At 68.5% G+C, this 25,578-nt stretch carries 24 protein-coding genes; 7 read left to right on the forward strand and 17 right to left on the reverse strand.

The features are described 5' to 3' along the window. Positions 1-7 precede the first annotated feature (7 nt). Positions 8-1,636 (forward strand): MASE1 domain-containing protein, encoded by a 1,629-nt coding sequence (locus J2852_RS24540; protein ID WP_209880775.1) that lies wholly within the window; start codon positions 8-10, stop codon positions 1,634-1,636. Then, the gene (locus J2852_RS24545) at positions 1,626-2,246 is read left to right on the forward strand and encodes a response regulator transcription factor (protein WP_209880777.1); all 621 of its coding nucleotides are present in this window, start codon (positions 1,626-1,628) and stop codon (positions 2,244-2,246) included. Before J2852_RS24540 ends, J2852_RS24545 begins: the two co-directional genes overlap by 11 nt. Positions 2,247-2,300: 54 nt before the next feature. Here the strand turns inward: J2852_RS24545 and J2852_RS24550 are convergent, their stop codons facing one another. The 10 genes from J2852_RS24550 to J2852_RS24595 all read right to left on the reverse strand — a co-directional run bounded on the left by J2852_RS24550 (position 2,301) and on the right by J2852_RS24595 (position 15,524). Beyond that, the gene (locus J2852_RS24550; protein ID WP_209880779.1) at positions 2,301-2,774 is read right to left on the reverse strand and encodes an ATP-binding protein; all 474 of its coding nucleotides are present in this window, start codon (positions 2,772-2,774) and stop codon (positions 2,301-2,303) included. Between the two features lie 10 nt (positions 2,775-2,784). Then, positions 2,785-3,426, reverse strand: coding sequence for a BON domain-containing protein (locus J2852_RS24555; protein ID WP_246499952.1), 642 nt, complete (start codon positions 3,424-3,426; stop codon positions 2,785-2,787). A gap of 143 nt (positions 3,427-3,569) precedes the next feature. Beyond that, entirely contained in the window at positions 3,570-5,738 is a 2,169-nt protein-coding gene (locus J2852_RS24560) for a PDC sensor domain-containing protein (RefSeq protein ID WP_209880781.1), read from the reverse strand. 45 nt (positions 5,739-5,783) lie between these two features. Further along, positions 5,784-6,827 carry a TRAP transporter substrate-binding protein gene (locus J2852_RS24565; RefSeq protein WP_209880782.1) on the reverse strand — a complete coding sequence of 348 codons (1,044 nt, stop codon included), beginning with the start codon at positions 6,825-6,827 and terminating at the stop codon, positions 5,784-5,786. An 8-nt stretch (positions 6,828-6,835) separates the two neighbouring features. After that, positions 6,836-9,013, reverse strand: a complete 2,178-nt coding sequence (locus J2852_RS24570; RefSeq protein WP_209880783.1) for an adenylate/guanylate cyclase domain-containing protein — start codon at positions 9,011-9,013, stop codon at positions 6,836-6,838. Beyond that, positions 9,010-9,588 (reverse strand): GNAT family N-acetyltransferase, encoded by a 579-nt coding sequence (locus tag J2852_RS24575; RefSeq protein ID WP_246499953.1) that lies wholly within the window; start codon positions 9,586-9,588, stop codon positions 9,010-9,012. Before J2852_RS24575 ends, J2852_RS24570 begins: the two co-directional genes overlap by 4 nt. Then, positions 9,585-11,984, reverse strand: coding sequence for an MFS transporter (locus J2852_RS24580; protein WP_209880784.1), 2,400 nt, complete (start codon positions 11,982-11,984; stop codon positions 9,585-9,587). Before J2852_RS24580 ends, J2852_RS24575 begins: the two co-directional genes overlap by 4 nt. Before the next feature lie 3 nt (positions 11,985-11,987). After that, positions 11,988-13,127, reverse strand: coding sequence for an ABC transporter substrate binding protein (locus J2852_RS31700; protein WP_343206813.1), 1,140 nt, complete (start codon positions 13,125-13,127; stop codon positions 11,988-11,990). A gap of 88 nt (positions 13,128-13,215) precedes the next feature. Continuing rightward, positions 13,216-14,379 (reverse strand): alanine racemase, encoded by a 1,164-nt coding sequence (gene alr, locus J2852_RS24590; RefSeq protein ID WP_209880786.1) that lies wholly within the window; start codon positions 14,377-14,379, stop codon positions 13,216-13,218. Beyond that, positions 14,379-15,524 (reverse strand): patatin-like phospholipase family protein, encoded by a 1,146-nt coding sequence (locus tag J2852_RS24595; RefSeq protein WP_209880788.1) that lies wholly within the window; start codon positions 15,522-15,524, stop codon positions 14,379-14,381. The genes alr and J2852_RS24595 overlap by 1 nt, the downstream gene beginning before the upstream one ends. Positions 15,525-15,826: 302 nt before the next feature. Between J2852_RS24595 and J2852_RS24600 the strand changes: the two genes are divergently transcribed. After that, positions 15,827-16,294 (forward strand): flavodoxin family protein, encoded by a 468-nt coding sequence (locus tag J2852_RS24600; RefSeq protein WP_246499954.1) that lies wholly within the window; start codon positions 15,827-15,829, stop codon positions 16,292-16,294. Positions 16,295-16,384: 90 nt separating this feature from the next. Next, the gene (gene gltA / locus J2852_RS24605; protein ID WP_209880790.1) at positions 16,385-17,728 is read left to right on the forward strand and encodes a citrate synthase; all 1,344 of its coding nucleotides are present in this window, start codon (positions 16,385-16,387) and stop codon (positions 17,726-17,728) included. A 3-nt stretch (positions 17,729-17,731) separates the two neighbouring features. Here gltA and J2852_RS24610 read toward each other — a convergent pair whose 3' ends face one another. The 7 genes from J2852_RS24610 to J2852_RS24640 form a co-directional block, all read right to left on the reverse strand. Then, the gene (locus tag J2852_RS24610) at positions 17,732-18,073 is read right to left on the reverse strand and encodes a GYD domain-containing protein (RefSeq protein ID WP_209880792.1); all 342 of its coding nucleotides are present in this window, start codon (positions 18,071-18,073) and stop codon (positions 17,732-17,734) included. Between the two features lie 160 nt (positions 18,074-18,233). Beyond that, positions 18,234-19,193 (reverse strand): transporter, encoded by a 960-nt coding sequence (locus tag J2852_RS24615; protein ID WP_209880794.1) that lies wholly within the window; start codon positions 19,191-19,193, stop codon positions 18,234-18,236. Next, the gene (locus J2852_RS24620) at positions 19,190-19,756 is read right to left on the reverse strand and encodes a C39 family peptidase (RefSeq protein ID WP_209880797.1); all 567 of its coding nucleotides are present in this window, start codon (positions 19,754-19,756) and stop codon (positions 19,190-19,192) included. The genes J2852_RS24615 and J2852_RS24620 overlap by 4 nt, the downstream gene beginning before the upstream one ends. 30 nt (positions 19,757-19,786) lie before the next feature. Continuing rightward, positions 19,787-20,017, reverse strand: coding sequence for a hypothetical protein (locus J2852_RS24625; protein ID WP_209880799.1), 231 nt, complete (start codon positions 20,015-20,017; stop codon positions 19,787-19,789). Positions 20,018-20,177: 160 nt separating this feature from the next. Next, the gene (locus tag J2852_RS24630; protein ID WP_209880801.1) at positions 20,178-20,399 is read right to left on the reverse strand and encodes a hypothetical protein; all 222 of its coding nucleotides are present in this window, start codon (positions 20,397-20,399) and stop codon (positions 20,178-20,180) included. Between the two features lie 320 nt (positions 20,400-20,719). Continuing rightward, positions 20,720-21,586, reverse strand: coding sequence for an aldose 1-epimerase family protein (locus J2852_RS24635; RefSeq protein WP_209880802.1), 867 nt, complete (start codon positions 21,584-21,586; stop codon positions 20,720-20,722). A gap of 15 nt (positions 21,587-21,601) precedes the next feature. Beyond that, the gene (locus tag J2852_RS24640) at positions 21,602-22,228 is read right to left on the reverse strand and encodes a MarC family protein (protein ID WP_209880804.1); all 627 of its coding nucleotides are present in this window, start codon (positions 22,226-22,228) and stop codon (positions 21,602-21,604) included. Between the two features lie 176 nt (positions 22,229-22,404). Here J2852_RS24640 and J2852_RS24645 point away from each other — a divergent pair, with 176 nt between their 5' ends. The 3 genes from J2852_RS24645 to J2852_RS24655 all read left to right on the forward strand — a co-directional run bounded on the left by J2852_RS24645 (position 22,405) and on the right by J2852_RS24655 (position 25,528). After that, positions 22,405-22,785: a response regulator transcription factor gene (locus tag J2852_RS24645; protein ID WP_246499955.1), complete on the forward strand. Its 381-nt coding sequence runs from the start codon at positions 22,405-22,407 to the stop codon at positions 22,783-22,785. Between the two features lie 81 nt (positions 22,786-22,866). Beyond that, entirely contained in the window at positions 22,867-23,499 is a 633-nt protein-coding gene (locus J2852_RS24650; RefSeq protein WP_209880808.1) for a chemotaxis protein CheC, read from the forward strand. 64 nt (positions 23,500-23,563) lie between these two features. After that, on the forward strand, positions 23,564-25,528 hold the full coding sequence (locus J2852_RS24655) for a methyl-accepting chemotaxis protein (protein WP_209880810.1): 1,965 nt from the start codon (positions 23,564-23,566) through the stop codon (positions 25,526-25,528). The last annotated feature ends 50 nt before the right edge of the window (positions 25,529-25,578 follow it).

Raw genomic sequence — 25,578 nt, forward strand, 5'->3', positions numbered from 1 at the left:
GGAGGACATGCCGAAGGATTTCCACGGCCTCTGGGCCCTCGTGCCGGCCTATCTGGCCGCTCACCTCGCCCTGGACTGGGTCAGCTTCATCCACGAGGTCCCGCCGCTCAACATCACCCCGTGGAATCCGCCCGCCGGGCTGATGATGGGGATGCTGATCGTCGTCGGCCTGCGCGCCGTGCCGCTGGCCTGGCTGGGATTGATGGCGGCCGACCTGATGGTGCGCGACCTGCCTGTGCCGCTGTGGATGACGGTGGCGGCGAACGGCCTTCTCGCCGCCGGCTACGGCGGGGCGGCCTGGGTGCTGTGCCGGCGGCTTGGCCTCGATCACCAGCTTTCCCGATTGCGCGACATCGTGCTGCTGCTCGTCGGCGCGGCGATGACGCCGCTGGTGGTGGGGACGGGCTACATCGCCCTCCACACGCTGATCGGCCTGTTTCCCTGGTCGGATTTCGGCGGAGCCTTGTTGCGGTACTGGGTCGGGGAGGTCATCGGGATCACGGTGCTGACGCCCGTCGTGCTGGTCGCCCTGCGCGGCACGGTGCCCCATGCTTCCTGGAGGGGGGCATCCTGGAAGGGGGTGGCCGAACTGGCGGCGTACGGCCTGCTCATCGGCCTCACGCTGTGGCTGGATTTCGGACCGCTCGCCTCGGCCCAGTACGAGCACTTCTACCTGCTGTTCCTGCCGGCGGTGGCGGTGGCCGTGAGGCACGGGCTGGCGGGGGCGGCGCTGGCCTCTGCCGCGACCCAGGCCGGGCTGATCGTCGCCATCCAGGTGACCGGGGTGGAGACGGCCAGGACCACCCATTTCCAGCTTCTCATGCTGACCCTGGCGGTTACCGCTCTGCTGCTGGGCGCGGTGGTCAGCGAGCGCCGCCGGGTCGAGGCGGCGATCCGCGAGCGGCAGTCGGACCTCGCCCGCGCGTCGCGCCTGACCGAGGCCGGCGAGATGGCGGCGGCCCTGGCGCACGAGTTGAACCAGCCGCTGGCCGCCGCCATGAGCTACGCCCGCGCCGCCCGCAAGATCGCGAAGATGGAGGAGGCCTCGCCCCGGCTGAGCGAGATCCTCGACAAGACCGTGGCCCAGGCGGAGCGGGCCGACCGGGTGATCCGCAGCCTGCGCGACTTCATGCGCAAGGGGCGCAGCGACCGCGCGCCGCTGTCAGTCGGCGGGCTGATCGCCGATTGTCTGGCGCTGGCCGCCCCTCTCGCCGGGCAGCATTCGGTGTCCATCCAGTCCGAGGTGGCACCCAGCCTGCCCGCCGTCAGCGGTGACGCGGTGCAGTTGCAGCAGGTGATCCTCAACCTCGTGCGTAACGCCGCCGAGGCGATGGACGCGCCCGACCCGCGCAGGCGCCGCATCGTCGTCTTCGCCCACCCCGCGGCCGAGGCGGGTTTCGTCGCGCTCGGCGTGCGCGACAGCGGGCCGGGGCTGTCGGGCGTCGTCGAGCGCAACCTGTTTGCGCCCTTCGTCACCACCAAGGCCACGGGCATGGGGCTGGGCCTGTCCATCGCCCGCAGCATCGTCGAGGGGCACGGCGGCACCCTGACCAGCGAGCGCCTTCCCCACGGGGAGACGGTGTTCCGCTTCACCATTCCCATCCACGGAGCCGAGGCCGATTCCGATGACGCCTGACGTTCCCGTCATCTTCATCGTCGACGACGACGAGGCCGTCCGCGACGCGCTGACGCTGCACCTGGAACTGGCCGGGCTGACCGTCCGCCCCTGCGCCTCGGCCGCCGAGTTCCTGGCCGCCGCCGATCCCGACCAGCCGGGCTGCGCGGTGGTCGACATCCGCATGCCCGGCATGGACGGGCTGACGCTTCAGCAGGAGATGATCCGGCGCGGCCTGACCCTGCCGGTGATCGTCATCACCGGGCATGGCGACGTTCCCGCCGCCGTCCGCGCCTTCCGGGCTGGCGCCGTGGACTTCCTACAGAAGCCGTTCGACGAGGACCTGCTGATCGAGCGGGTGCATGAGGCCTGCGAACGCGACCGGAACGAGCGGCAGGCTGGCGTCGAGACGGCGGAAATCCGCCACCGGATGACCCTGCTCACCCCGCGCGAGCGCGAAGTGATGGTGCTGGTGGCTCAAGGCCTTCCTAACAAGACCATCGCCCGCCAGCTGGACATCGGGATTCGCACGGTGGAGACCCACCGCGCCCGCGTCCTGGAGAAGATGGGCGCACGCAACGCCTCCGAGTTGGCCCGCACGCTGACGAGGCTGGAGCAGGGGCGCGGCTGACGCCAGCGTCGGTCGCGGTCGCGGTCGCGGTCGCGGTCGCGGCGGGCGGGGTCCTCACGCGCGAGACCAAGCCCACCGAAGGATAATGACGTTGCGGCCGTTTTCGCGCCGATAACGGGCATCGGTGACGGATCGGCGGACGAGAAGGACGCCAAGGCCGCCCGGTGGGCGCTCGTCGATGGGCGTGTGCAGGGGTGGGGGCGGGGCGTCGGAGAAGGGGTCGAAGGCGATACCGTCGTCTTCGATGCGAGCGTGCAGGGCAAGGCCGTCCTTGGTGGCGGAGACGCAGATGCTTCGGGCGCCGCCGTGGGTGATGGCGTTGGCAATCAGTTCGTCAAGGCACAGGGAGAGGGCGACGGCGAGGGTGTCGGGCAGAGCGTGCCGGGCGGCAAACCCCTCGATCCGGGCGGCAAGTTGGCCCCGGTGCACCGGGTCGTCGGTCAGGCGTGCTTCCAGCCGGTCGCTCGTCGTGTCCATGGCGGGATGGTGGCGGCGGCTGCCCCTGTTGGCAAGGGCGATGGCCGCCACCGGACGTGCGTCAGCGGCGGCTGGTGGCGGTGGGCTGCGGCGTCCCCGTGGTGCCGGCGGCGCCCGTGCCTGTCGTCCCGGCGTTCTGCGTGCCGAGGCCGGCCATGGCGGAAGCTCCCGCCGAGGTGCCCCCGCCGCCCATGCCGCCACCCATGCCGGCCGACGGCTGGGCGACGCGCAGGTCGTTCTGGACGTGGGTCACGCCGGGGACGCTGTCCACGAGATCCTCGACCCGGCGCCGGGTCACGCGGTGATCGACCATGCCGGACAGCGTGACCTCGCAATTGGCCACGGTGACCTCGATGTCCGAGGCGTCGATGTAGGGATCGTCGGTCAGGAGGTCGTTGACGTCTTTGCGGATGCGGTCGTCGGAGCGGGTGTAGCCGCGCGGGCCGCGTCCACGATGCTGACCGCCGCTCATCTCCATGTCACGGCCCATGTCGCCGCGCGGGGGTGGTTCGCTCTTGCCGGGATGGCCCATGCTGAAACGGCCGAAATCCTGGGCGGAACCGCGCATGTCCTCGGGTTGGCGCCAGTATTCGCGGCCGTAGTCGTAGCCCTCGCGCCCATAGCCTTCGTAGCCGTAGCCGGGTTGCCGCTGGCGCTGTCCGGCGCGCCAGCGGTCGTCCCGCCGGTTTTCAAAGTCTGCCATGGGATTCCTCCCCTGTTGGAAACTCAAGGCCGCCCGGTTCGGCGGCACCCGTCCCAACATCGCGTCCCCACCCCGGTTCCGTGCGATAAGGACCGGGGTGGGGGCGATTTGGAGAGGTTGTTGCGCCTTAAAAAGAAGGGTTCTCAGAAGAATCGCCAGAGCGTGAAGGCGAAGAAGATCGCCATGACGCAGGGCCAGTAGCCGAGGCGGACGATCAGGTTGTCCCCATAGGTCACCAGCGGGCCGCCGCGACCGCGCGCCAGCAGGATCACGTTGACCGCGTTGGCGACGATGATGACGTACAGCGCCATGTAGAAATATTCGAGATAGACCAGCCCGTCCGTCGCCACCTTCGACCGCAGCACGGTCTGGCCGGCCGTGGTGACGAAGCAGAGCGACGAGGAGGACAGGACCACCGCGAAGGGCTTTTGGCCGAAGGCGTCGTTGCGGTCCTTGTCGTGGCTGCTCATCACCGCGATGGCGAAGACGGCGGCCAGCAGGAAGACGATGGGGACAAGGCCGGACACCGCCGGGTCGGTGGGATCGCGGCGCATGGCGACCTCCAGCACCATCTGCGCGGCACCCCGGTCGTACAGCGAGGTGCCGGCGCCGAAGGAGGTCAGGGTCGGCTGTTCCTGGATGCGGAACAGGCTGCGCTCCACCGTCCAGCCCGGCAGGATCAGGTTCTGGTTGACCGCCGCCTTGGCCGTCGGCGCGACCACGCGGTAAGAGTCGAGGTCGGGGACGAAGGCCACTTCGGTGCTGAGGCCGCGCGGGCGCAGGCGGACGGCCACGTCGGCGCGGTCCCAGGGGAACTTCTGAAGCTCCAGCCGCTGGCGCAGCACGGCGTCGAACTGCCAGGTGATGACCTCGCCACCATCGGCGGTCTTGCGGCGGGTCGCCTCGGCCACGCGGCTGGATACCGCGTCGGCGAAGACGATGTCGGCCTCGTTGCGCCCCGACAGGTCGGCCGGGCGCTTCTGCCAGACCGTACCGGTGACCGACACTTCGGAGCCGGAGGTGAAGCGCAGCGTCTCGATGTAGACGCCGGTCGGCACGATGACGGGCGGCTTGACCTCGCGGCGGGTCGCGTCGGCGGTCAGCACGGCCGTGTAGCGGGCCAGCGCCGCCGGGTCGTTGAAGATGGTGCCGGTGTCCTTGGCCCCGTCCGGGAGAACGGTGGCGAGCCGCAGGGTCAGCACTACGCCGCCGAGCAGCAGCACGGTTGCCACGCCTGCCATCCACACCCAGCCGCGGAAGTGCAGGCGGCGGAACAGGGCGACGCCGACGCCCAGAACGACCAAACCGGACAGGATGCAGGCCGCCGCCGTCAGGTGGGCGCGGCGCGCCTCGCGCAGGTCGCTGCGCAGCTCGTCCTTGATGACGGTGGCGCCCATGCTCCAACCGGTGGCGGCGATGGGCTCGAACAGGAACCAGGATGCCTGCCCAGTGGACAGGTTGGTCGCGTCGAGGATGGCCGGACGCGCGGCCTCGACCGCGTCGGCGGCCTGGCGCAGGACGTGGTCGCCGCGCTCCTCGGCGACGGCGCGGACGGTGCGCTGCTGCGTCACGAAATCGGGGATGGGGAAGGACAGGTAGGTGCCCTGGCGCGACAGGATGTAGCCGTAGCCGGCGTTGCCCAGGTTCAGTGAGCGGACGAAGTTCTTGATGTCGTCCAGGCTGAAGTTGGCGAAGACGATGCCGTCCGGCTCAGTCGAAGTGGAGCCGGGCAGGCGGAAGGGCATGGCGTGGGTAGCGACCAGAGTCTTGCTGGCGGAACCGAAATAGGGCTCGATCCACTGGCGGCCCTTGGACATCGGCCCGTTGTACCAGCTGACCGACGGGGCCGTGTAGTCGTACTGGGCGCCGATGTCCACCAGCGTGTGCCGGCCGTCCGCCCCGCGCACGCTGAAGGGAGCCAGCAGCCGCCGCGCGGGGTCGAAGGCGTTGGGGCGGAAGGCGATGCCGAAGCCGAACAGGTCCGGGTTGCGGGCCGTCTCATCGGCGATGCGCGCGAGAATGGCGTCGCGGTCGAGGCGGGCGCGCGACATCTCATCGGCGAAGCTGGCAACGACACCCTCCAGCTTGCGCAGGCGGGCGTCGATCTGGGACGCGGCCTGACGGGTCAGGTCGCGGGCCCGTTCCTGAGCAATGGCCTCGGCCTGGCTTTCCGCTTGGCGGAACTGCGTGTGGATGCCGAAACCGACCGCACACAGCAGCAGGCCGGCCAGGATCAGCACCGCCCCCGGCAGCCTGTGTCCGCCGGCTTTCCGGTCGCTGGTCTCCATGACCTCTTGAACGTCCGCCACCATGGCTGTCGCTTCCTCTGTTGCTCTCTTCACCGTTGCGGGTTTGGTTTACTGAACCTCGGCGATGGCGCGTTCGAAGCGCGCCAGCATCTCCATGCCCTCGGGGCCGAACTTGTGCTCGATGTGCCGCCGCACGACCGGCTGGGAGGCCTGACGGAAGGCTTCCAGCTCCTTGGCGGTGGGCACGTAGACCTCCATCCGGTGCGCCAGCGGCGGCAGGCCGCGGTCGGACGCCTCGATCACGCGGCTGAGGCCCCGGCTGGCGACCACGGCGGCGCGGGCGGCGTTCTGCACCGCCGCGCGGTTGGCCGGCGACAGGCCGTCCAGGAACTTGCCGTCCATCACCCAGACGAAGGGCGCGAAGAGGTGGTTGGTCAGCGTCAGGTAGCGCTGCACCTCGTCGAACTTGGCGAAGCGGATGATCGGGATGGGGTTCATCTGCCCGTCCGCCGCCCCGGTGGCGAGGCCGGTATAGGTTTCCGACCAGACGATGGAGACCGGGTCCCCGCCCAGGCTGGAGACCACCGCCTTGTGCGTCTCCAGGTCCATGGTGCGCAGGCGCAGGCCCTTCATGTCCTCCGGCGTGCGGATCGGTCGCTTCGAATTGGTGATGGCGAAGAAGCCGCCCGGATCACCGAAGCCCAGCACCGCCAGCCCTGTCTTGCGGCGGATGTCGCCGGCGAGTTGCTGCCCGAAGGGACCATCGAAGACCGCGTAGGCCTCGCTGATCGAGCGGAAGGCGAAGGGCAGGTCGAGCACGCCGATCAGCGGATAGGAGGGCGCCACGCCGCTGACCGAGGAGACTGCGGTCTGGATCGTCCCCTTGCGGACCAGCCCCACCACGTCGGCGTCGCGGCCGAGCTGGCCTTCGGGAAAGATGTCCACGCGCACCGCGCGGTTGGTCGCGGCTTCGACAAGGCTCTTGAACACCACCGCCATGGCCGCCGCCGGGTTGTCGAAGGCGTCGTTGCGGTTGGGCTGGGCCAGCTTGATGACCACCGGGTCCGCCGCGAAGGCCGCGTTCGCCGTACCGAAGATGAGCGACAGGAGAAGGCCGGCGGCCAGCAGGAAGGGGGAGCGCTGCTGTTTCATAAGGCGGCTCATTTCTTGGTGTAGCGTTCGGCGCCGTCCCACTCCGGGCCGGGCGGGTCGGCCAGAAGGTGCAGGCAGCGGTCGATGTAGAGTTCGGCCAGGGTGCCGTTCGCCATGGTTCCGGCCAGCGCGCGGAAGGCGGCCAGCGCCTCGTCCCAGCGTCGGGCACGGTAGAGGTAATAGGCGTCCTGCCAGCGCCGGCATTCGTCGAGCAGTTCGGGCGAGGGGGCGAAGAGGCCGCCGTTTTCACCGACTTCCCTGCCGCGCGTACCAACCAGTTCGAACAGCGGGATCGGCTTGCTCAGGCCCGACGGGGCGGCGAGGTCCACCGGACGGAACAGGAAGCGGTCGCGCACCGCCTGCTCCACCGCGCCGGTGACCAGCAGCTGCGTGCCATAGTTCTTATTCAGCCCTTCCACGCGCGAGGCCAAGTTTACATGGGTGCCCAGGGCCGTGTACTGCATGCGGTCGGCGGAACCGACGTTGCCAACCACCACGTCGCCCGTGTGCAGGCCGAAGCGGGTCGGCATGGGCGCCTCGCCGGCCTGGACGAGGCGCTCGTTCAGGCGTTGGTTGGCGTCGCGGCAGGCGAGCAGGGCGAGGCAGGCGCGGCCGATGTGGTCCTCGTCCGCCAGCGGGGCGTTCCAGAAGGCCATGATGGCGTCGCCGATGAACTTGTCGACCGTGCCTCCCTGGGCGTGGATGCAGCCAGTCAGCTCCTGGAAATAGGCGGACAGGCGCAGCATCACCTCTTCCGGCGGCATGCCCTCGCTCGACGCGGTGAAGCCCTTGATGTCGGTGAAGAGGATGGTCAGCGGCCGGCGCTCCCCGCCCAGTTGGCTGGCCTTGCCGGTGCGGATCATGGAGCGGACGAGATCCTTCGGTACATAAGCGCCGAAGCTGGACAGGCCGCCCTTCATGGTGTCCATCGCCTTGGCCAGCTCGTCCACCTCCAGGATGCGGGAGCGGATGTCGAGGGGGCCCTCCAGCTCGAACCGGCGGATCCGGTCGGTTTCCGCGACGATGGCCTGCAAGGGGCGGGTCAGCCGGTGCGACAGCCAGAGCACCACCAGGATCAGCGCGGCGATCACGGCGACGCCGACGAACACCATGTTGGTGGTCGCTCGCGTGATGGGGGCGATGAACTCGTCCACCTCCACCGCCGTGACGACGGTCCAGCCGTTGCCGATGTCGTTGGGCACGCGGGCGAAATCGACGATGTACTCCTTGCCGAGCGGGCCGAGCGCCGCGACGAAGCGGTCCTGCCCCTCGCGCTTCCAGCGGGCGACGGCGGCGGCGACCACGGGATCGGGGAATTCGGCGGCGGGCGCCAGCTCCGGTCCGCGCAGGCCCGTGTGGACCAGCAGCTCGGGCCGGTTGTGGCAGATGACGCGCCCGTTCTCGTCCACCAGGAAGATGGAGCCGGAGCGGCCGATGCGCTTGGCGTCCAGCAGGCGGGCCAGCGCGTCCAGCGACACGTCGGCGCCGACGACGCCGATCGGCACGCCGTCGTCGGTCGCCACCCGGTGCGACATGGTCAGGCCCGGCCGCCCGCTGGAGGGGAAGACGAAGGCGTCGGACAGGGTCACGCCCGGCTGACGCCACGCAGCGCGGAACCAGGGCTGCGTGCGCGGATCGTAGGTGACCGGCCCGCGATCCACCGCCACCACCTGACCCCAGCGGCGCAGATACAGGTAGGAGTCGGCCATCTCGCCCGAGCTGGCGTCGAGCATGCGCAGGCCGAGCTGCGTCTCCGGCGGGGTGATCTCCCCCTTCGGGCCGTAGCGGCTCTCCCCGGCGTCGAGGCGGGTCAGCTGGAAGAAGGCGCCGTCGCTGGTGAAGCCGATGGACAGCGCCTCCAGCTGCGGCAGATTCACGACGGCGTCGTTGAAGTAGCGCAGGGATTCGATGCGGCGCAGGCCGTTGCGGTCCACCTTGCCGAACATGGCCGTCGCCTCCGCCACGCGGGCGACGGGGCTGAGCATGCCGCGAAGATCCTCGACGATCGAGGCCGAGGTGCGCCCGATGGCGTCCGTCGCCACCGCCATGGCGGAGCGGGAGTTCTCCATATGCAGGTAGGCAAGCATGCCGGCGATCGACGGTACGACGGTCAGCAGGAAGGCCGTGGCGATGCCTACCCGCAGGCGGATCCGCATGCTGCTGCGTCTGGTGTCCGTGCCGGTCATGGGAAGGCGTGCTCGCGGTGGTGGGCGTCGGCGGTGACGGGAAAATCCTGACGGAACAGGTAGCGGTCGTGGCCGTCGTACTTCGGCCCGACCTTGACGATGCGGAGGCCGGCGGACAGGAAGCTGCGCACGCTCGCCGCGTTCTCCACGCGGGCGGTGGCGAACCAGTGGCGCACGCGCGGCGGCGGCAGGACGGCCTCCAGCGTCGCCGCCATCAGGCGCCGTTGCAGGCCGTGGCCGCGCAGGTCCGGGCGGACGATCACGGCGGTCCAGTGCGCCACATGGTCCAGCGCCTCCTCCGGCAGGCCGTCGTCGCGGCCGAGATTGTCCGGGGAGCGGCCGGGAAGCAGGATGGCGAAGAAGGCGGCGAGGCGGCCCTGCACCTCCGCCCCGACGATGCGACCGCCCTGGTCGGTCAGCATGTGATCGACCTCCGCAGGCGAGATCGGGAACATCAGGTCGCCGATCCCCTCCTCCTGCAAGGCCAGCACGGCGTGGCGCGCGGCGGGGCCGAGCGTGCCGATGTGGCAGGGCCGGCCGCCGATGACGGTCTCGGTGACGGGATTGCGGATCATGAGGCCACCGCCGGCGCCGGGCGGCGCACCGTGAAAAGGGCCATGGCTGTGAAGGCGGCAAGGCTGAGGATCAGGCCGGTTCCCAATATGCCGACGCCCGCGACGCTGACCGCGGCGGCGGCGCTGAACAGCATCGGGCCAACCACCTGCCCGATTTTGCGGGCGTTCAGGTGCCAGGCGCGCACCGCCGCGCGGCTGTCCGCCGCCTCGCCGACCAGGGTTTCGGCATACTGCTGCTGCGAAGCGAGGCCGAAGCTGTCGCCGACGCCGATCAGGAACACGGCGAGGAAGGCGACCAGCAGGCTGGCCTGCACGCCGAACAGGATCAGCGCCCCGGCGATCAGCAGGCCCGATCCCAGCACCGCCAGCCACGGCGCCACATGGGTGCGGGCGAGCCGGGCCAGGACGGGGCCGAGGAAGACGATGCACATCCCGTTCAGCAGGAAGGCCCGCCCGATGGTGGACGGCGACACCCCCAGCCCCGAGGCGAAGAGCGGGAAGAAGTAGGGCAGGAACATGCTGCAGGCCGAGGTCGGGATCGAGATCAGCAGCAGGAAGGCGACCACGGACGGGCGCCACACGCCGGGACCCCTGGCCTTTGCGGGCATAGGTGTCAGGGCTGGGATGGGGGCGGGGCGGGTCTTCACGGAGGCGGGCACGAACAGCCACGCCTGGGCGATGCCGGCGGCCAGGATGGCGCCCGCGATCAGGAAGACCGGTGGATAGCCGATGCGGCCCGCCAGCAGTGCGCCGACCACCGCGCCGCAGTTCACCCCGGCGTACATGCCGGCGAACATCTGGGGATAGGCGGCGGTGCGGCTTTCCGGGTCGCGCAGCCGGTCGATCAGGCCGTAGAGCGCGGCGAGGGTCCCCATCACGCCGAGGCCGACGAGGCCGCGCGCCAGCACGAAGGCCAGCGGCTCCCCGGCCCAGGCCGACAGCGCCATGCCCGCCCCAGCCAGCCCGAAGCCGGCCAGCGCCAACGGCACCCAGCCGGCCGCGCGCACCAGCCGCCCGGCGATCAGCAGCATGACGGCCCCGCACAGCATCTCCATGGAAATGGGCGCGGCGGCGGCCTGCATCGGTGTCAGGCCGAACAACCCCTCGGAGAAGGTGCCCATGACCAACGGCACGAAGGACACCGGCAGGAAGGCGCCGAGGTAGAGCAGGAAGGTGGTGAAGCGCATCGCCGCGACGGCGGAGCCTTCGCCGGCGGCCTCCGTCGCCCGACCGGCGGAAAAGGTCGCGGTGAAGGCGTAGAACTCGAACATGAACATCAGCGACGTGACCAGGATCGTCGCCATGTCCAGCACGATCTCGCGCAGCTGTGCGGTGATGTGCTCCCCGGCGATGGTGATGGTCAGGGCCGGTGCCCGGCCGGACGGGTCGGCGGGCAACGGGTGGCTGATGTCGAAGTCCCGCCCTTCGGCCAGGGTGGGATTCTGTGGCGGCTCGGGCGGTGCGCCGGTGGTGTCGAGCGTCAGCGTGCGGATGTGCGGTACGGTCGCGGCGATCTGGGCGAAATAGGCGTCGAGCCCACTCAGCGACCGGTAGCTCGCGCCTCGACTCAGCGCGGTTTCGAAATCGCCGTGCACGATGTCGCCGACGACCTTGGTGGAGACCTCCGCCGTTTCGATGTAGGCGGCGGTGAAATGCTGGTAGCTGAGCACGCCCGCGAGGATCTGGGCCGTCGCCAGCACGCCCAGCGTCAGCCGGCGGCGCCGCTTGTCGGTGGCGGCGGGGCCGCGCCCCCACAGCCCGGCGGCCAGCAGGAAGCCGCCGAAGAGCAGGACGGACGCGCCGCCGAGCGCGGCGAGGGCGGTGACGATGCGTTCCTGAAAGCGGGCGACCTGACCGTCCACCACCGCCTTGTCGGAGATGATGACGAGGTGACCGGCCAGCGTGCCGGAGCCGGGCTGGCGGATCGCCATGTGCAGCCGGTACTTGCCGCCGTCCACATCGTAGGAAACGTGGATGGGACGCTTCGCCAGCTCCGCCGCCGCGCGGCGGCGTTCCGCTTCGGGCAGAGTTTGGGCTGAGTTGGCTTGGGGAGTTTTGAGGTCGGAATAGAGGATGCGGCCGTCGGCGCGGGCGAGTTGGACGCCGTCTGCCTCCGGCAGGTGGGTGCGGACCTGAGCCAGGATCTTCTCTATGCCGTAGAAGTCCTCCAGCACCTTGCCGTAGGCCAGCGCGTGCTCGACGCTGCGGGCCGCCTTGCCTCCGGCGACCGAGAAGCTGGACATCAGGGCGTTGGCGTAGCTCTGCCGGAAGGAGCCGATGTTGATGCCCGCGCTGAAACCCAGCGTCAGGACGACCAGCGCCACCGACAGCAGAAAGGCCGGCCACAGGCCGCGCCGGTCTGGGTTCGGGGAAACAGGCTGGTTGCTGGTCGGCATGGCTCAGGTTCCCCCGAAGACGGTGTCGGCGGCGAGCAGGGCGTCGAAGGGGATGCGGTGGCCGATGGTCTCCGCCGTCGCGATGTTCCAGGCGATGGTCGGCGTGTCGAAATAGACCTGGGGCAGGCCGCGCAGGCGTTCGCCGCCGAACAGGCGGGCGATGGTGCCGGCGCCGAACTGCCCGATGCCGGCGAAGTCGGCGCGGGCGACGCTCATCAGCGCGCCGCGCTCCACTTCCTCCGGCCCAAGCTGCGAGAAGGTCGGGATGCGGCGGTCGAGGAAGGGCTGGACGAGGGGACGGAACCGGTCCAGCTCCCACCGGCCGTAGGTGATGTACATGGCGTCCACCTCACCCGACAGCTCCGTCCAGGCGGTGCCCAGGTCGGCGTAGTAGCGGGGGAAGTCGGCCTCGTCCGCCGGGGGGCGGACATGGCGGCGCACCAGCGCGAAGCCCAGCCGCTCGGCCATGGCCTCGATGTCGGACAGCGAGGCGATGGCGCGGCCGACCGTGGAATCATCGTAGGCGACGCCGAGGCGCTGGAAGCGGAAGGTGTCGTGGAAGATGCGCAGCTGGCGGTGGAAGCGCGTCAGATCCAGATGCGCCCAGACATGCTCGCGCCCCGGATCGCTCTCCGACGCCACGATCTTCGCCGCGACGGGGTTGGTGGAGGAGAAGACCAGCGTCGGGACGGTGTGCGTGTCGGTGGCGAGCTTGGTGCCGGCGATGGTGCCCATGACGATCATCAGGTCGATGTCCCGGGCGGTGGCGAGGCGGTTCAGCGCCTCGTCCGGCGCGTTGCGGTCGAGGCGCGGGTAGTAGGCGTCCGCGACGAACTCGACGTGCGGGCCGAGGTCGCGTCCCGCCAGCCAGCGCCAGAGGTCGGCGCTGTCCCACTGGCCGGGGGTGTAGGGGGCGTCGGCGACGCCGGACAGCCAGCCCATGCGGCCGAGCGCCAGGGCAACGCCGTGCAGCGTGGCGACGTAGTTGCCGAACGGCATGCTCTCGGCATAGCCGATGCGCCATTTGCGGCCGCCGTTAGGGCGCGGGGCGGGGATGGTGGCGGCGAGCGTGGCGCGTGGGTTGGCCGCGACGGCGGCGAGCGAGGCGGTGCCGGTGAGAAACGTGCGGCGGGTGAGGGGCACGGGCGGCCCTCCGGGACACCCTCTCCCTAGGGGGGAGAGGTCTAAGGTCGTTGAGCCCGGAGCGGTCGCCTTCTTCACCATCGTCGGGTCACTCCGCCGGGATCGCGAGGGGAGCGACGGCTGGGGTCGGGATGGCGTTGTACTCGCGCGCCACGCGGGGGCCGAGCATCAGGATCGCCGAGGCCCGCAGACCGCAGGCGGAGGCCACCTCCTCCACCGTCAGGATCTCGCCGCCCTGGCAGCCGATCAAGATCGCCTCGTCGCCCGCCTCGACCTCGGGTAGGGCGGAGACGTCGGCGAGCAGGGCGCTCATGAAGGGATCGCCCACCAGCGGGACGCGGCGGCCCCGCAGCAGGATCGCACCGTTGTGGTAGGCGTGCAGGAAGGCCCCATCGGAAAAGCCGAAGGCGACCAGGGCCGCGCGCATGGGCGATGGCGCCGCCACGCCGGCCCGGTAGCCGAGACGGGCGCCGGGCGGCAGATCCATGACGCGGACCACCCGCGCCGTCACCTCCATCACCGGGACGAAGGGGTCCGGACCGGTCTCGACCATGTGGATGCCGTACAGCAGCGAGCCCAGCCGAACCATGTCGTAGGTGGCCTGCGGTGCCCGCATCACGCCGGGGCTGCTGAGCGCGTGGACCAGCGGCGGGCGCAGGCCGTGTGCCGTCGCCTCCGCCACCACGCGGTCGAACAGGGCGAGTTCGGCCGTGATGTCGGCGGGCGAGCCGGAATAGGGGGAGGCTAGGTGGGTGAACAGCCCCTCCACCCGCAACCCGTCGAGCAGACGGAGTTGGGCCAGCAGTTCCACGGCGTCGTCCGGCGCGGCGCCGAGGCCGGCCAGCCCTGTGTCGATCCGCACATGGACGGGCACCCGGCGGTTGAGGGCGCGGGCGCATGTCGAGAGCGGTAGAGCCTCGGCGAGCGAGGTGACGGTGGCGGTCAGGCCCGACTGGACCAGGTCCGATACCTCGTCCTCCATGGGCGGGTCGAGCGCCAGGATGGGCAGGCGGATGCCGGTCCGCCGCAAGGCCATACCTTCCCCGGTGCCGGCAACGACGAGGCCGTCCGCTCCGGCGCGTTCCAGCGTCCGGGCGACGGCCATGGCCCCGTGGCCGTAGCCGTCGGCCTTGACCACGGCCCAGACGCGGACCCCCGGCGCCAGAAGACGCCGGGCCGCCGTCAGGTTGTCGCGCAGCCGATCCAGGTGGATCACCGCCCGCTGGGGCGGCGTCCGGTCCCTATGAGGCATCAGAAGAACTTCTCGCGGATCTCGGTCGAGGAACGGTCACCGATCTTGTCGAAGTGCAGCTCCAGGAAACGGGCGGCCTTGCGCCGGCCGAGCTGGAACAGGAAGGTCAGGAATTCCCAGTCCGGGTTCAGCTTGGACGAGACACTGAACTGCGACAGCTCCTGCTCGGCGTCGATGGTGTGGATGTTCATCCGCGAGAACTTGTCGGGGTCCAGCTCGCCCTTGTCCAGAAGGTCGGTCACGAACTGGATCGTCCGCATCTCGCGCATTAGGCTGGAGTTGAAGGACAGCGTGTTGATGCGGTCGAGGATGGCGCGCGCCGTGCGCGGCACGTCGGGAATGTTGATCGGGTTGATCTGCACGACCAGGATGTCGTTGCAGCCGCCGGCGTATATCAGCGGGAAGATCGGCGGGTTGCCGATGTAGCCGCCGTCCCAGAAATACTCCCCGTCGATTTCCACCGCCTGGAACAGGAAGGGCAGGCAGGCCGACGCCATCACGGCGTCCGGGGTGATCTCGTGGTGCTCGAAGACGCGCAGGCGGCCGTTCAGCACGTTGGTGGCGCAGACGAACAGCTTCACCTGGTCCTGCGCCTTGCGCAGCGCCTCGAAATCCACCACGTCGGCGATGATGTCGCGCAGCGGGTTGACGTTGGACGGGTTCAGCTCGTACGGGGACATCACGCGTGAGAGGGTGTCGTACCACGCCCACAGCGGCGAGAAGTCCATGTTGCCCCGGCTGACCAGCCGGTCGATCGGGGTCGGCTGGAGCGGGCCGTTCTTGCCGGCGTCCGACGCCTTCTTCCAGAAGTTGTGCAGCAGGCGCCGCGCCTCCGGCCGGCCGCCGGCGATCAGGCCCGCCGCCGCGACGGTGGCGTTCATGGCGCCGGCGCTGGTGCCGATCAGCCCTTCCACCTCGATCCGGTCATCCTCCAGCAAGCGGTCGAGCACGCCCCAGGTGAAGGCGCCGTGCGCGCCGCCGCCCTGAAGCGCCAGCTTCAGCTTCTTCACGGTCTGCTTGCCCTCCGCCTTGGGGGCGGCCGGGGTTTTCGGTGCCGGGACCTTGGCGGCGTCCTTGATGGCGGGCGCGTCGGCAAGGGCGAGATCGCCGTCTTCCAGGTCGGGAGTGCGGGTGGTCGTGGCCATGATCGGGACGCTCGTGTCGTTGTCGTGCTGGAGGGGGCGGGCCGAATCTGCAATTTAAGATGGTTATTATGACTTGCTCATAAAGTTATCGAGCAGGACAATGAAAATTGCATATCGCCGCGTGCATAAACTGTTCTTTATAGTGCTATAACGAGACGCGTTTGATCAACGATAAATTCGATATCGAAGAAGCGATGTCACGAACTTCGCCTCACGGTTCGTCCCGCGCACCTGCACCTTTGTCGGGGAGGTAGACGCCAAGGGGCGGTGCTAGACTGGCCGGACAAGGGATTGGGAGCGCCATGGCCGCCAAGCGTCTGCTGATCGTCGCGCACTGTCCGTCGCCGAACACGCGGCGGCTGCTCGACGCCGTGCTGCAAGGCGCCCGCTCGCCGGAGGTCGCGGGCGTGGAGGTGGCGGTGAAGGCGCCGCTGGAGGCCGGGCCGGAGGACGTGCTGGAGGCGCAGGCGCTGATCCTGGGGACGCCGGAGAATCTGGGCTACATGAGCGGGGCGCTGAAGGACTTCTTCGACCGCAGCTACTATCCCTGCCTGGAGCGCACGCAGGGGCTGCCCTATGCCCTGTTCGTCCGGGCCGGACACGACGGCACCGGGACCTGCCGCGCGGTGGCCGGCATCGCCACGGGCCTGCGCTGGCGCGCGGTGCAGGAACCGCTGGTTTGCCGGGGAGCGTTCCGCGAGGACTTCCTGGCCCCATGCGAGGAACTGGGCACGCTGATGGCGGCCGGATTGGAGGCGGGAATCTTCTAGCGCGAAAGCGGGAGGTCCATTGACGAGCCCGCGTTCGCGCACAGGTCACGTTGCAAAGGAAAACCGAACAATCGGAAGGAGGAAGGGGCGATGGAGAGCGGCAAGGGCAGGGCGTGGCACGGCGACGTCCAGCAGGTGGGCACCGTCACGGTCACCGACGACACGACGGGCAAGACCTACAAGCTTCCGCTGCTGGAAGGGACGACGGGGCCGCGCGTCATCGACATCCGCAAGCTGTACGCGGAAACCGGTTACTTCACCTTCGACGCCGGTTTCACCTCCACGGCCAGCTGCGAGTCCGCCATCACCTACATCGACGGCGACCAGGGCGTGCTGTTGCATAGGGGCTACGCCATCCAGGACTTGGCCGAGCATTGCGATTATCTGGAGGTCTGCTACCTGCTGCTGCACGGCGAGCTGCCGGACCCCAAGCAGAAGGCGGAGTTCGAGCGCACCATCACCTATCACACCATGGTGCATGAGCAGCTGGTCAAGTTCTACAGCGGCTTCCGCCGAGACGCGCATCCGATGGCGGTGATGTGCGGCGTGACCGGCGCGCTGTCGGCCTTCTATCACGACAGCACGGACATCTTCGATCCGCAGCAGCGGATGATCGCCTCGCACCGGCTGATCGCCAAGATGCCGACCATGGCGGCCATGGCCCACAAATACGCGCTCGGCGAACCGTTCATGTACCCGCGCAACGATCTGCCCTACGCCGACAACTTCCTCTACATGACCTTCGGCAATCCGTGCGAGCCGTACAAGGTCAACCCGGTCCTGGCGCGCGCCATGGACAAGATCTTCATCCTGCACGCCGACCACGAGCAGAACGCCTCCACGTCGACGGTGCGGCTGGCGGGCTCGTCGCACGCCAACCCCTTCGCCTGCATCGCGTCGGGCATCGCGGCGCTGTGGGGACCGGCGCACGGCGGCGCCAACGAGGCCGTGCTGCTGATGCTGGAGCAGATCGGTTCGGTGGAGCGCATCCCCGAGTTCATCCGCCGCGCCAAGGACAAGAACGACCCGTTCCGCCTGATGGGCTTCGGCCACCGGGTCTACAAGAACTACGACCCGCGCGCCAAGATCATGCGCCAGACCTGCTACGAGGTTCTGGACGTGCTGGGCATCAAGGACGAGCCGCACCTCGCCATCGCGATGGAGCTGGAGAGGATCGCGCTGGAGGACGATTACTTCGTCGAGAAGAAGCTGTACCCGAACGTCGATTTCTATTCGGGCATCATCCTGAAGGCGATGGGCTTCCCGACCAGCATGTTCACCGTGCTGTTCGCGCTGGCCCGCACCGTCGGCTGGATCTCCCAGTGGAAGGAGATGATCGAGGATCCGCAGCAGAAGATCGGGCGGCCCCGGCAGCTGTACACCGGCAATCCGGGGCGGCCCTTCGTTCCTCTGGATCGGCGCTCGGCATCCTGACGGTCACGCCGCTGTAGTGGCGGCGGGACGGTAATCGGTGGAGGTTTCGGCGGCGCGTTGCAGGGACCGCCGGACCTCCTCCGGATCCAGCAGCACGGTGGTCGCGAAGCCGGTCACGCCGCCCTTCGAGGCGACCATCATCAGGAAGGCCGTGCAGCTCTCGCTGTCGGGAAACTCCGCCATCAGGACGCCGTCGTACTTCCCATAGGCGAAATGCAGGGAGTGCAGGCGTCCGCCGAAGGATTCCACGCCCCGGCGGACGATGTCGGTCCGGTTCTCCGGGCGCTGGACCAGAGCCTTAAAGTTGTCCGGGCCGAATTTGAACTGGATCATGAACTGCATCATGGCGGGCCCTCCCTTTTCGTCCTTTTTCACTTTATTGAATGAGGATGGAAAGGGAAGTCTGAATAAAGAAGCGCCCGAGGCTATGGCGAGTGTTGTCTTGCCTCCTTTTTGAATGGAGATCGCGGAGGCGGCGCGACGCTTTTCGGAAGGATCGGTGTTCTTAAAACCGCTTCGGCAACGAGACAGTCAGCCGAAAATCCGGAGCGGCCGGGGTAAAGCCAACACCCGCCGTGACGTTCAGCAGCAGATCGCGCCCCATCACGGTTGCCGCCCCAAGTTCGAAGGTCCCGATCAGCCGGTCGCTTTGGGTGATCGCCTGTCCACCGACCCGTGAGGCGAAATGGGAGTTCAGATTGACGTCGGCGAGTATTGAGGTGTCCGGCGTCGCGGCCAGGATGACGCCCAGCGTGCCACCCAAGGTGTCGCCATAGTCAAAGTCGCTGGAGCGCCCGTTCCAGGTGTAGGACAGGGAGCCGTAAAGGGCCACCGGGTCCTTCCGCTTGACCGCTGTCACGCCGGCTTGGACGGCGTGGGCGCCGCTGCCGGTCGGAGGGATGGCGTCGCTTCGGCCCGTCGGCGCCTGCCAGTTCCCGAACACCAGCAGTTCCGGCACGTAATCCCGTTCGACGACCACCGATTTGGTCAGGCCAAGCGAGATGTCGCCGAGGCCCGCCGAGGTGCCGCCCTGCTTCAGCCGGTCGTGGATGACGACGGGCACCCTTAGGTCGGCCTGCATGTCCCACGGCAGCCCGACCCGGACGGTTCCCGCCGATCCGAAGGTATCGCGCCGAAAGCCTTTGGTGGGCTCGCTGTAGACGTAGGACAGCTCTGGTTCGACCTGCACGGTTCCGCGCGCGAGGACCGAGCCGCCCTGCCGCACGAGGGCCTGTTCAAGGGCGCGGCTGGTTTCCTCCTCGGGGACATTGGAGGCCGGCTGTCCGGAGGATGGCGGACGGGGGGCGGCGGCCTGCTCGCGAGGGAGGTTGTTGGAGCCGAGTTGCTGGCGCAACGCGGCAATCTCGGCGTCGCGGTCGCGCAGTTGGTGCTCCAGTTCGGCGACGCGTGGGTCGGTGCCGGCGCAGGATGCGACCAGCAGTATGGCAGGGATAAGCCGTTTCATGGGGTGGGACGCGTGACGACGAACGCCACCTTCTGCACCCAACTGTTCTCAAATTCGGGAAGCGGCAGTGTACGATTGCCGTAGGCCGGGTCTGCGAAGAGCACGTCGTCACCTCGAACACCGCGAAACACGACGAAGTGATCGTAGCCGTGTACCTGGATCGGGACAATGGCCGGAGCCATGTCCCGGAGGTCGCTGAAGGAGAGTTCGCCGTACCCGTCCGCTTCGTAACCGCGGCCTTGGGCGTACTCCTGGAGATCGAGAAGCGAGAAACCGCCTTGAGCGCGCACCTTGAGCGGCTGGGTTCGGCGAAGCATCGCCGTGGCGACTTCGCGCTCGGGCACGGGATCGTTGTGGTCGTAGGTCAGCAGCGTGGCAAGCGCCGCAGCCCCGCAGCTCATGTCCCACTTCTGCATGACCACGCGGTCGTGCCGGATTTCCGCCAGCGAGCGCACCGGCCGCCCCGCTTCGGCGGAAAGAACAGGAAAACACACCGAAACCGCTAAAAGGGCGAAGGCCCACTTCTGCGTGCATACCCACCGGAAGGGGCCTTCGTTGCTCATCGGAAATTGTCTCCCGATAGACGAGTTGGTTTAATTGTTCTGCCCCGGAGGCGGAAAACCGGTGGGGTTCACAAAAACGGTCGTGCAGTTTTTGTTGTTGGAGCAGCCGCCCGATTGGCCGCCAGGATTTGTTGTTTTGGGCGTGATCGCACCGGCGGTGATCGACGCCATCCTGTCCTTGCCGAGCTTCACGGGCGCAGCATTGGCCGCGACGCTCAGCGCGCCAAGAGCCAGAACCGAGAGAACAAGAAGCTTTTTCATTTGCCGTCTCCATCGATAAGCCGGCGCTGCGCCCGGCCCCAGCGAACGCCGCTGATAGAGAGAGGAGAAAGGTCCATCGTCAGCTGTTTTTGAAAGTGTATTCACGAGCCGGCATGGACATCCTTCCCCACAGGCCGTCTGCTTATGATTTCTTACGGCTTTACTGCGCGCCTGGCGGTGTGTTTTTGCCATTGGGGGTGTAAACGGCGCAGTTCGGATTGGTTTGGCAGCCGTTGGTGTTGCCGTTGGGTTTTGTCGGCTCGGTCAAGGCCCCAGCGGTAACGGTCGCCATTTTCTCTTTGCTAAGCTTCACGGGTGCAGCATTGGCCGCAACGCTGATTGCGCAGAGGGCCATCACCGGGAGAGCAAGGATTTTCCTCATTGCTCATCTCCCATCGTGCTATCGGGTTGATTTGTGCGGACCAAGCTCAAGCCTAAGCAGAAGGTTGCTTGCGTTGAGTGAAGGGCCGCCAAACGGCGACGGAATGTCGCCGCATCCAGCAAATCACCGTGGGGGAGTTTTGGTCAATACGTCATCATTGTGTATTCGTTCATGTATTCGGGTCTGGGTTGGCTCTCATCATAATGGATGTGTATTGGAAGTCGGATTAAAAACCTGTCAATTTCACAGATATGCGGGATTCATTTCTCGATGCGCTCGTATTTGGGGCGACTTTATGCCTAGGGAAAATCGCCTTCGGCTCAGATGCCGAGGGTGATCCGGTAGGTCAATTCCCGCGTCTCGCCGGGGACGAGGTGGAGCAGGCCGGGCTTGTCCGTGAAGGGGCCGTCGAAGTCCGTCGGGGACGCATGGCCGTGCCACGGTTCGATGCACAGAAAGTCGCCGCCGGCCTTCGACCAGACGCCGAGCTGTTCGAAACCGTCCCAGGACACCTCGATGGCCGGCGCGCCGGGCGCGGTGTAGCGGACGGAACGGCTGGCCGGCTGGTCGAGGATCACCGCGTCATCGGCGAACAATCCCTCGTCCAGCGGCAGGCGACGACCCCGGATGGGCGTGGGGTGGTGGTCCGGCGTCAGCAGGCCGCCGGTCACGCGGCGGATGGGGGCGGGCTCGTCCGTTTCGAAGACCAGCTCGTGCGCGGTCTTGGGCAGGCCGCCGATCAGCGGCCAGCGGAAGGCCGGATGCCCGCCGATGGAAGCGGGAAGCGCTTCGGTGCCGGGGTTGGACAGGCGGTGACGGACGGTCAGGCTATCGCCCTCCAGCGCGTAGGCCATCTCGAACCGGAAGGCAAAGGGGTAGCGCTCGCGCGTCCAGTCGTCGTCGGTCAGCGACAGGCGGCAGGCGGCCGGGCCTTGCTCCTCCCACGCGAAGCGGCGGTCGCGGGCGAAGCCGTGCTGGGTCAGGCGGTAATCCCGGCCGGCGTGGCGCAGCCGATCGTCCTTCAGCCGGCCGACGATGGGAAAGAGAACCGGCGCGTGGCGCGGCCATGCCGGGCCGGCCTGCCACAGCAGTTCCCGCCCCTGGGTGTCGCGTAGCGAGCACAGCTCCGCACCGTCGGCCTTGATGGCGGCGCTCAGGCGGCCGTTGGTGATCTCGTGGCGGTCCATGGGGCCTCCTCAGCCTCAGTGCGGCGGATAGATGGCGGTGATGCCGGCGATGATGGTCTGCGCGGCCAGCGCCGCCAGAACGATGCCGAGCACGCGGCTGACCGTGTGGATCACGGTGCGGCCCAGCAGCTTGTTCACCGCATCGGCGATCAGCAGCAGCACGGTCACGCTGCCGACCGCCACGGCGGCGGCGCCCAGGACAAGCCCTTGGCCGGGCAGCGTCGCGCCGTAGCGGTCCATCAGCAGCAGCGTCGAGGTGATCGTGCCCGGCCCGGCGATCAGCGGAATCGCCAGAGGGAAGACGGCGAGGTCGTGCGCCTCCTCCTCCGTCCGGGCGTCGTCGGCGGTGCGTTCCTTCCGTTCGGCGCGGAGCTGGAACAGCATTTCGAAGGCGATCCAGAACAGCAGCGCCCCGCCCGCGATTCGGAAGGCCGGCATGCCGATGGACAGGGCATTCAGCACGATTTCGCCCAAATAGGCGAAGAAAACGATGATGGCGAAGCTGATGAGCGTGCCGCGCAGCGCGATGGTGCGCTTGCGCCGGCTGTCGAAGCCGCGCGTCAGGCCGAGGTAGATCGGCACCATGCCGACCGGATCGACGACCACGAGAAAAATCACGAGTGCGCTGACGAAATCATCCAAGGACGGAACTCCGGGCCGTGAATGGGATTGGGTCTAGCAAATGGGCGCCGTTCCGCCAACGGTTCAGCCGCATTGCCCGACCAGCGTACCACGCCGTAATGCAGGGTGGCGTGGCCCGTCGCGACGGGTATAATCACCTCGAAACCAAGAACTTTCTACGCCGTGGAGCCACGCCTTTGAGCAAGACCGTAATCGTCGTGGACGACAGCAAGCTGTCCCGTATGCACGTTCGCGGCATTATACTGCGGAACAGGCCCGACTGGACCGTGCTTGAGGCCGCTAACAGCGATGAGCTTTACAAGAATCTAGACGAAGGTGGTATCCATATCGCCATAATCGACTACAACATGCCCGGCGATAACGGGCTGGAAGCCGCAGCCAAGCTGCGCGCGAAACGGCCGGACATCCACATCGCGATCATCACCGCCAACGCCCAGGACGCGGTGGTGTCCGGCATCCGGGATCTCGGTGCCGCCTTCATGCCGAAGCCGCTGGACGAGGAGCAGGTGGTCCGCTTCCTGGCTTCGGCGGCGCTGCCGCGCCGCGCGGCCGGCTGAGTCACCGAAACACCGAAAAAGCCGCCGTAACGATATCGTCGCACCGGTATCGCCGTCGAGACACCGCAGCTGGGACAACCAATGCCGAACCGCCTCGACGAACTGCAAAAGGATGCCTTGGCCGAGTTGGGCAACATCGGCGTCGGCAAGGCCTCGACCGCGCTCAGCCGGATGCTGGGCAGTGCCGTACAGATGTCCGTTCCGACCGTCGAGATCGTGCCGGTGGACCGGGTGGCGGAGCGACTGGGCGCGGGTTTGTCGGGCCGGCTGGTCGCCGTGACGGAAGCCCTGTCGGGGGCGGTTCGCGGCACGGCCCTGCTGGTCTTTCCCGAACGCGACAGCCTGCCGCTGGCCGCCGCCGCGCTGCCGCCGGACGTGCCGAAGGAGTTCGCGCCGGAGCTGGAGGGCGAGGCGCTGGCCGAAATCGGCAACATCGTGCTGAACAGCTGTCTGGCGTCGATCGCGAACCTGCTGGGCACCCGAATCGAGACGACCCTGCCGGACATCCTGCGGGGCACGGGGGCGGAAATCCTGGAGGCCTGCGGCGTGGAGCCGAGCCCTGCGCCCGCGGCGATCCTGTTCCAGGTCACGTTCCGCGCGAGCTTGGTGGATGTGGGCGGCGAGGTCGTCCTGGCGCTGGATGCGGCGTCGGCGGCCGAACTGAAAGACCTGATCGACGGCTACATCGGGCGCCTCCTGAAACGGCCGAATTGAAACACGAACGACCAGAACACGAACGACGGGAGCCCCCGGCTCACGGGGCGGAAGGCGACACGACATGGCATTGGTGAAGAAGAAGCAGATCGACACGACGCGGGCCGGCCAAGGGTTGGAAAGTCCTGGGGGCGGACATGCGCCGGTGGCGACCATCGAGGACGAGGCTCCGCGCACCGATCTGCGCGCGGCGGAGACGCAACGGCGAAAGGTCCGCGCCAACACCCGGCGCCGCAAGGCGGCCGAAGGCATCGCGGCGGCCACGAACGAGCTGGCGAGCGGCGTGACCCAAGCTGCCGCCGCCGCCGAGGAACTGCGCAAGGCGATGGAGCAGGTCGCCGCCGGCGCTGAGGAAGCGGCCGCCGCCACCCAGCAGTCGCAGCGGATGATCGACCGCGCGGCCACCCTGATCGGCAAGGCGCGCGGCAACGCCGAAAGCTCGCTCGCCCGGATCGAGGCGCTGCAGGTGACGGTGAAGGACGTCAGCGCTCAGATCCTCGGGTCGGTCGAAGGGCTGGTCCGCGCCGCCGCGCGGCAGGAGTCCGCCGTCGCCATGGTCCGCGATCTGGAACGCCGGGCGGCGGAGATCGGCACCATCGCCGGGGGCGTCGCGGCCATGGCCGACCAGACCAACCTGCTGGCGCTGAACGCGGCCATCGAGGCGGCGCGGGCCGGCGACGCGGGCAAGGGCTTCGCGGTCGTCGCCGACGAGGTGCAGGCGCTGGCCGAACGGTCGGAGCGGTCGGCGAACGACATTCAGCGCATGGTTACCCAGATCCAGGACTCCGTGGGCGCCATCGCGGCCGGCATCGTCGAGTCCTCCGACACCGCGCGGACCGAGGTCGGCCGGGGCCGGCAAATCGCCGGGAAGCTGGAAACGGTGCGCGCCGACATGAGCGCCATCGCGCGCGGCGCGCAGGAGACCATCAAGGCCGCCATCGAGGCCGACGTCGCAGCCCGCGAGGCGCAGCGCGGCGCGGAGACGGTGGCCTCGGCCGCCGAGGAGCAGGCGGCGGCGAGCGAGGAAGCCTTGAAGACCGTCGGCCAGCAGGCCGAGGCCCTCGTCCAGAGCGAGCAGGCCGCCGCCCAGCTGTCGGAGGTCGCCGACGAACTGAACGGCAGCGCCGACATTCGCCGCACGGCGGGCGATCTGGCTTCGGCGGCGGAGGAGTTGTCGGCGGCCATTGAGGAGATCAATCGCGCCGCCGCCCAGATCATGGCGGCGATCACCCAGATCGCCCGTGGCGCCCAGGCGCAGGGGGCGGCGACCCACCAGTCCAGCACCGCCATCACCCAGATCGAGGCGAACGCCCAGCTGAGCGTGACGCGCGCGGAGGACTCGCTGGAACGCTGCGCGTCGATGGAAACGCTGCTGGGTGAAACGCAGGAGATGGTCGGGGCGCTGGCGGCTGGCGTTCTCCTCTCCGTGGAGGCCAACCGCCGTACGGTGGAGCGGATCAACGAACTGGAGCAGGTCGGCCGGCGCATCGACAAGGTGGTGGACGCCATCTCCATCATCGCGATCCAGACCGGCATGCTGGCGGTCAGCGGCTCCATCGAGGCGGCGCGCGCCGGCGAGTTCGGGCGCGGCTTCACCGTGGTCAGCAACGACATCCGCAATCTGGCGCGCGACAGCTCCGAGAATGTGGAGCGGGTGAAGGACATCATCCGCGACATCCAGGAGCAGGTCGGGCGCGTGCGCCGCGACATCGAGGAGATTTCCGCCAATGCCGAGCGGGAGGCGGCCCGGCACGAGGAGTTCGCCGGCAGCCTCGCCACGGCGGCGACGGACCTGCGCACCGTGACTCAGGGCAGCCGCGAGATCGTCGATGCGGCCGGAGAGACACAGCGCGCCGTCGCCGAAGCGCAGAAGGGGGTGGAGCAGATCGCCGTCGCGGCGACCCAGGCCAACCAGTCCGCGAACGAGGCCGCCAAGGCCGCCCGCGAGCAGGCCAAGGGTGCGGAGGAACTGGCCGCCGCCATTGAGGAAATCGCCGCCATGGCCGACGAGTTGCAGGCTGCCGGCTGACGTATTTCCCCCCTCCCGGCTTTGCTGAGGGAGGTGGGCGAGGGGTTTGG

This window comes from Azospirillum soli, assembly GCF_017876165.1.
In the GTDB taxonomy this organism is placed as follows: domain Bacteria; phylum Pseudomonadota; class Alphaproteobacteria; order Azospirillales; family Azospirillaceae; genus Azospirillum; species Azospirillum soli.

Excerpts from the sequence above, each read along its gene's own strand:
- J2852_RS24540 (WP_209880775.1), top strand. The coding sequence starts at position 8 with ATGCCGAAGGATTTCCACGGCCTCTGGGCCCTCGTGCCGGCCTATCTG.
- J2852_RS24545 (WP_209880777.1), top strand. The coding sequence starts at position 1,626 with ATGACGCCTGACGTTCCCGTCATCTTCATCGTCGACGACGACGAGGCC.
- J2852_RS24555 (WP_246499952.1), bottom strand. The coding sequence starts at position 3,426 with ATGGCAGACTTTGAAAACCGGCGGGACGACCGCTGGCGCGCCGGACAG.
- J2852_RS24560 (WP_209880781.1), bottom strand. The coding sequence starts at position 5,738 with ATGGTGGCGGACGTTCAAGAGGTCATGGAGACCAGCGACCGGAAAGCC.
- J2852_RS24565 (WP_209880782.1), bottom strand. The coding sequence starts at position 6,827 with ATGAAACAGCAGCGCTCCCCCTTCCTGCTGGCCGCCGGCCTTCTCCTG.
- J2852_RS24570 (WP_209880783.1), bottom strand. The coding sequence starts at position 9,013 with ATGACCGGCACGGACACCAGACGCAGCAGCATGCGGATCCGCCTGCGG.
- J2852_RS24575 (WP_246499953.1), bottom strand. The coding sequence starts at position 9,588 with ATGATCCGCAATCCCGTCACCGAGACCGTCATCGGCGGCCGGCCCTGC.
- J2852_RS24580 (WP_209880784.1), bottom strand. The coding sequence starts at position 11,984 with ATGCCGACCAGCAACCAGCCTGTTTCCCCGAACCCAGACCGGCGCGGC.
- alr (WP_209880786.1), bottom strand. The coding sequence starts at position 14,379 with ATGCCTCATAGGGACCGGACGCCGCCCCAGCGGGCGGTGATCCACCTG.
- J2852_RS24595 (WP_209880788.1), bottom strand. The coding sequence starts at position 15,524 with ATGGCCACGACCACCCGCACTCCCGACCTGGAAGACGGCGATCTCGCC.
- J2852_RS24600 (WP_246499954.1), top strand. The coding sequence starts at position 15,827 with ATGGCCGCCAAGCGTCTGCTGATCGTCGCGCACTGTCCGTCGCCGAAC.
- gltA (WP_209880790.1), top strand. The coding sequence starts at position 16,385 with ATGGAGAGCGGCAAGGGCAGGGCGTGGCACGGCGACGTCCAGCAGGTG.
- J2852_RS24610 (WP_209880792.1), bottom strand. The coding sequence starts at position 18,073 with ATGATGCAGTTCATGATCCAGTTCAAATTCGGCCCGGACAACTTTAAG.
- J2852_RS24615 (WP_209880794.1), bottom strand. The coding sequence starts at position 19,193 with ATGAAACGGCTTATCCCTGCCATACTGCTGGTCGCATCCTGCGCCGGC.
- J2852_RS24620 (WP_209880797.1), bottom strand. The coding sequence starts at position 19,756 with ATGAGCAACGAAGGCCCCTTCCGGTGGGTATGCACGCAGAAGTGGGCC.
- J2852_RS24625 (WP_209880799.1), bottom strand. The coding sequence starts at position 20,017 with ATGAAAAAGCTTCTTGTTCTCTCGGTTCTGGCTCTTGGCGCGCTGAGC.
- J2852_RS24630 (WP_209880801.1), bottom strand. The coding sequence starts at position 20,399 with ATGAGGAAAATCCTTGCTCTCCCGGTGATGGCCCTCTGCGCAATCAGC.
- J2852_RS24635 (WP_209880802.1), bottom strand. The coding sequence starts at position 21,586 with ATGGACCGCCACGAGATCACCAACGGCCGCCTGAGCGCCGCCATCAAG.
- J2852_RS24650 (WP_209880808.1), top strand. The coding sequence starts at position 22,867 with ATGCCGAACCGCCTCGACGAACTGCAAAAGGATGCCTTGGCCGAGTTG.
- J2852_RS24655 (WP_209880810.1), top strand. The coding sequence starts at position 23,564 with ATGGCATTGGTGAAGAAGAAGCAGATCGACACGACGCGGGCCGGCCAA.